General features: G+C 61.3%; 5 protein-coding genes. 2 read left to right on the forward strand and 3 right to left on the reverse strand.

What is annotated here, in order from left to right; translation table 11 throughout:
- Positions 1-155: 155 nt before the first annotated feature.
- On the reverse strand, positions 156-440 hold the full coding sequence (locus AC07OK_RS30625; protein WP_494693820.1) for an SDR family NAD(P)-dependent oxidoreductase: 285 nt from the start codon (positions 438-440) through the stop codon (positions 156-158).
- A gap of 189 nt (positions 441-629) precedes the next feature.
- Between AC07OK_RS30625 and AC07OK_RS30630 the strand changes: the two genes are divergently transcribed.
- A complete protein-coding gene (locus AC07OK_RS30630; protein WP_494693824.1) occupies positions 630-1,526 on the forward strand; it encodes an AraC family transcriptional regulator in 897 nt (298 codons plus the stop codon).
- 88 nt (positions 1,527-1,614) lie between these two features.
- Positions 1,615-2,148 carry an outer membrane beta-barrel protein gene (locus AC07OK_RS30635; protein WP_494693821.1) on the forward strand — a complete coding sequence of 178 codons (534 nt, stop codon included), beginning with the start codon at positions 1,615-1,617 and terminating at the stop codon, positions 2,146-2,148.
- 5 nt (positions 2,149-2,153) lie between these two features.
- Here AC07OK_RS30635 and AC07OK_RS30640 read toward each other — a convergent pair whose 3' ends face one another.
- Together AC07OK_RS30640 and AC07OK_RS30645 are read right to left on the reverse strand one after the other, a co-directional pair.
- Entirely contained in the window at positions 2,154-3,611 is a 1,458-nt protein-coding gene (locus AC07OK_RS30640; protein ID WP_494693822.1) for a DUF3482 domain-containing protein, read from the reverse strand.
- On the reverse strand, positions 3,604-4,794 hold the full coding sequence (locus AC07OK_RS30645) for a DUF2868 domain-containing protein (protein ID WP_494693823.1): 1,191 nt from the start codon (positions 4,792-4,794) through the stop codon (positions 3,604-3,606). Before AC07OK_RS30645 ends, AC07OK_RS30640 begins: the two co-directional genes overlap by 8 nt.
- Positions 4,795-4,956: the final 162 nt, after the last annotated feature.

A 4,956-nucleotide genomic window follows, 5' to 3' on the forward strand; every position in this document is an offset into this window, starting at 1 on the left:
CTGCTTGCTGAAGAAGCGTTGTGTTCATCAGCGAAGAGGCAAGAGTATGAAGCGTTTCGTCTATCTCGTCAAGCTCTTATTTTCCTTACTTAACTCGGCATTTGAATGCCTTGTTCTGCAAGGGGGCGAACTATAGCAAGGGTGTAGTAATTCTGTCAAACATTATTAATGACAATATCAACGCGCTTATGTACGTCCTCGGCAAACGCCAGAAACTCGCGCATCTCTTCCGGCTGCGATACATCCAGCGCATACCATTCAGCTGAACCGCCAGCCCTGCGGATCTCCGAGACCAGCGCGTGCAGCTTGCTGGAGCGTCGCGCGCCCAGGACCACATGATGTCCTTCGCCCGCCAACTGGCGGGCTGTCGACGGACCGCAGCCCCGGCTGGCGCCGGCAATCAGGATAACCTTACGAATTGTTTGTACAGTAGCAGTCATGACGCAGTCCTTTCGATGGCAGTAACACCAGACTGCATCTTACGGAATCAGGCCCATGCTGCGAATGCACACGACTATGCACTTATTGCCTAATCCTATAGATCGGTGTGTGCATAGTGGCGATGAACCCTGGAATCATGGATCATTCCTATTCATGACAGCATTTGAGAGGACCTGGACGTGGAACGCATGATCGCACTGCATCAACAGTTAGCGCGCAACGAGGGCTATACCTTATCGGCGCTCGACGACGTCCGCCTGACCCGCTCGAATTGCAGCTCGACCAAAACCCCGGCCATGTCGGACCCCTGCATAGCGATCGTGCTCCAGGGGCGCAAGCGCGCCTACTTTGGCGGCGACGTGCTCCAGTTCGACGCCGAGCATTACCTGGTAGTGGCCGTGCCCATGCCCTTCACCAGCACCACCGACGCCACACCGGAGGAACCATTCCTGGGCCTGTCGATCCGGGTCGACCGCACCACCCTTGCGGACCTGATGTTTGCTATCGATCAGACCGACAACGAAGTGCCGGCCATGCCCAAGGGCATGATGACCACCCGCATGGATGAGCGCCTGAGCGAAACCGTGCTGCGCCTGCTCGAAGCCTTGAGCTCCCCGCTGGAAGCGCGCGTGCTCGGCCCGGCAATCGTGCGCGAAATCTGCTACCGCGTGCTGATGGGGGAACAGGGCGCCGCCATGCGTGCGGCGCTGACCAACCAGGGCCAGTTCGGCCGGATCGCGAAGGCGCTGCGCCGCATCCATGCCGATTATGCGGCCGACATCGACGTCGGCATGCTGGCCGCCGAAGCGAATATGAGCGTGCCGGCTTTCCATGTGCATTTCAAGTCGGTTACGCACTGCTCGCCGATCCAGTACCTGAAGTCTGCCCGCCTGCACCAGGCGCGGCTGCTGATGGCGCGCAGCGACATGACGGCGCAATCTGCCTCGGCCCAGGTCGGCTACGAAAGCCCCTCGCAATTCAGCCGGGAATTCAAGCGCTTCTTCGGCCGCAGTCCGGGCGAAGAAGCCAGCGCCATGCGCCGTCTGCTGGCCGTTCAGCCGGCGGAGCCGGCAAGATTGCTTTAAAAATAAGTTGTGGGTACTATTCGCTTACTGGCGGAATTAAAAATTAGTCAACTCCGCCCCGGTAGTACCACTTCATATCAGGAGCAATATGCGACATACCATTATCAGCGCCGCGGCGCTCGCCACGCTGCTGTCGGCGACTGCGCCGGCCTTCGCCAGACCTGGCTTCGAACCGGGCGTTTATGCCGAAGTCATCGGCGGCCGGACTTCGGTCTCTTCCAAGTACGCCGCCAACGGTGACGACATTTCCTTCGGCGCCGGACTGGGCTACCAGTACACACCGAACTTCGGCTTCGAAGTCTATACCCGCAGCCTGAGCTTCATCCCTCTGGTGGCGGCGCTGTCGGCACCCGGTTACTACCCCGACCAGCATTCCGGCATTGCCGCCATCGGCAGCATACCTCTGAACGACAGTTTCAGTCTGTCGGGCCGTGCCGGCGTGGGCCGCACCACCATGAAAGCGAACCGCAGCACGATGAGCGACCGCACCGACACTGATGCAGTGGTCGGCGTCGGTGTGCGCTACGCAATCAACCGCAACTTCTCGCTGAGCTTGGAAGGCACCTACCTGAGCAAGAGCGAAGTTTCGATCTATACTTTCGGCGCCCGCTACCAGTTCTGAAGCGCTTAACGCTGCATGCCTGGATACAGCCGCGCCAGCGTGGCTGATGCGATGCGCTGAACAAGCGGCTGGATCAGGCAGATGGCTGGTCCGGCCGCATTGTCAGCGCGCACGATCCGCCACAGCGCCCGTAGTTCCGCATCGTGACGCGCAACCATCTGCTCCACCTCGCTCTGCCAGAACGCCGGCGACTCGCCTTCGATAAAATCACCACGGCCGCGACCGAAGTGCGCGACCGCCAGATAGCGCAATACACCGGCCACCACCAGCGTGCGCATGAAGGCGTCGGTAAATTGCATGGTCGCCTGCTGGCGATCGGTGCTGGAATTGAATCCCCAGGCCGCGCCGGCAAAGGTCAGTGCGCCCACCACGCCGCCGAGCAGTGCGCCGCCACCCAGACTCAGGCCGCCAGACAGCAGGTCGGCCGACAGGCCGGTCGCGGCGCCGGAAATCATCGCGCCCAGCAAGCCAGCCTGCGCCTGGTCGATCGGCGCCCGCACTGAGAAATTGTCGCGCACCCTGGCGTTGATCTTGACGGCTTCGGCAGGATCAAGCTGATGCAGGATCAGCAGCGCGCGCGTCATCTCCGCAGTCGCCTGGTTCAGGCGCGTGACGAGGGCAGCCATGGCACGGTCCTGGCGTTGTTGCTCCGCATTCTTTCCGATGCCGACCACTTTCAGCGCGGACTTGAGCACGCTCCCGACTTCGGTTTCGATGACCTCGCTATCCTGCGCGGCCAGCGCCAGCTGCTTGGCCAGCGATTGCATGGCCTGGTCATAGCGCTGTGCATTGCTTGCCTCCCAAACACCGAGCAGGCGCACATACGCCGCTTGCATCAGCTCACTCAGTTGCTTGCCGACCGCCTCGTAGAACACCCTTTCATGGATCCAGCAGCGCGCGAACGCATCAAGCGCCAACACGTCGCGCACCGCCGGACACTGGCGCAGACAATCGCGCCACCGGGCCTGCTCCGCTTGCTCCTGCGCCGCCGGGCGCGGCGGCCCCATCTGATTGAGCAGCACCAGCACCGGCTTGCCCAGCCATGCCAGGATCTGCATTTCCGCAGGCAGGTAGCCGGCGTCTTCGGGCGGCTCGGCGGAGTTCACCAGATAGAGCACGACATCGGCCGCATCCTTGGCGGCCCGCAGCGCTTGCTGGCTCAGCCAGAACGGGCGGTCGCGATGACGGTCGATGACTTCGCGCAGAAACCAGCCGATCGGATTAGCCGATTGCCCCAGCCGCTTCAGCAGGCGCACCGAGTCGCCGAAGCCAGGCGTATCCCACAGCTGCAAGATATCGCCCTCTGGCGTCTCGAGCAGCGTATGCGATTCGGCGAAGATCGTCACATGCGCGGCATCGCGCACTTCGCCGACATCCCTGCCGATCAAAGTGCGCGCCAGCGTCGTCTTGCCGTTGTTGGTGTGCGAGATCAGCGCGAGCTGAATGGCTGTGCGTTTATCCATGGAGCTTCAACAGGTTCACGACCTCGGTCTTGACTTGATGGAAGGCGCAAAATTGCTGCCACAGCGCGCAGCGCTCAGCCAGACGCGCGCGGGCATCGGCCTGTTCGCCCATGCGTTCACGATAGGCTGATTCATCCAGCAAGGCAATGACCTCGCGCGGTGATGACGCCACCAGATAGTCGAGCAGGACGCCGTGATTTTCTTTCTCCGGCGTGGCCGACAAGTTGAACAGCACCGCCGTGGTGTCCACGCTCAGGTCCACATCCCGCAAGATCAACTGCGGTTCCGCACCGTACGCAATGGGAGGCCGCAGCATCAGGCGGCCTTGCTCGCCGAACAGCGTGACAGCGATTTGCGCCAGGCTTTTGTGGCGTGTTTCGTCAACGGTAAAGCTGTAAGGCAGCACACGCAGGGTGCCGCCCGCAGCGATGCCGAAACTTCCGCCGAGTTTGCGAAAATATGGCTGCTCCAGATCCAGCGGAAAACGCTGCCCCCATCGCGCTGCCCGCCAGTTGCCGAGCGCAGCCAACAGCAGACGCGGCAGCACAACCAGCAACAACATGGTGGCGGCGTACAAATGCACCCAGCGCGCGCCGCCTGCGGCCGCGGTGCGGCTCAGTCGCGCGGCGGTGAGCTTGGCGCTCAGTTGCATCCATTCGGCAGAAAAACTCAACAGGGCCGATGACAGCACGCTCGGCAATTTACGCGGCAAGCCAGGCCTGCGTGTCAGCCGCAAGTTCGGCCAGGCCAGCCGGCGCGCAGGCATTAACAACCAGGCGAGCATGCATAGATACACCAGCAAATTCCACGCGACGATCAACAGCAACGGCGCCGACAGCAGGTCGACGCGGTGCGGATCGGTGATGCGGTCAAGGCCGGCGCCAAGCAGCAGCGCGATAATGGGAAGGGCAAGGGAGAACGCCTTCCAGCTGTGGCGCTGTTTGGCGAAGACGGCAAACGCAGGTGTGCGTTCGGCCATGCGTTTGAGGATGAGTTGTGAGCGCTGCTGCAAGAAATCATCGGTCGTTACTTCAGCTTGCTTGCCGGAGGCTTGCCATTGCGCGAGTTCGCGCGCGCTGCGGCTGGCGTACATGCGATCGTCGTCGCTGAGAATTTCTTTATTCTGGTCGGCGGTCTCGATGGCGCGCACCAGTACAACGTCTCTTGCAGTGTGTTCGTTCATGTCGAGAGTATATCTCCGGACGCAAAAACCCCCCATCTGCACTGAACGCGATCTTGAGCGCGTTCAGGCTGATGGGGGGTTTTCTATATAACTAGCCTGACGATAACCTACTTTCACACTGGTTGCAGCACTATCATCGGCGCAAAGTTGTTTCACGGTCCT

The sequence above is a fragment of the Duganella sp. GW821-FHT07G03 genome, assembly GCF_059418605.1.

Excerpts from the sequence above, each read along its gene's own strand:
- AC07OK_RS30640 (WP_494693822.1), bottom strand. The coding sequence starts at position 3,611 with ATGGATAAACGCACAGCCATTCAGCTCGCGCTGATCTCGCACACCAAC.
- AC07OK_RS30645 (WP_494693823.1), bottom strand. The coding sequence starts at position 4,794 with ATGAACGAACACACTGCAAGAGACGTTGTACTGGTGCGCGCCATCGAG.
- AC07OK_RS30630 (WP_494693824.1), top strand. The coding sequence starts at position 630 with ATGATCGCACTGCATCAACAGTTAGCGCGCAACGAGGGCTATACCTTA.
- AC07OK_RS30625 (WP_494693820.1), bottom strand. The coding sequence starts at position 440 with ATGACTGCTACTGTACAAACAATTCGTAAGGTTATCCTGATTGCCGGC.
- AC07OK_RS30635 (WP_494693821.1), top strand. The coding sequence starts at position 1,615 with ATGCGACATACCATTATCAGCGCCGCGGCGCTCGCCACGCTGCTGTCG.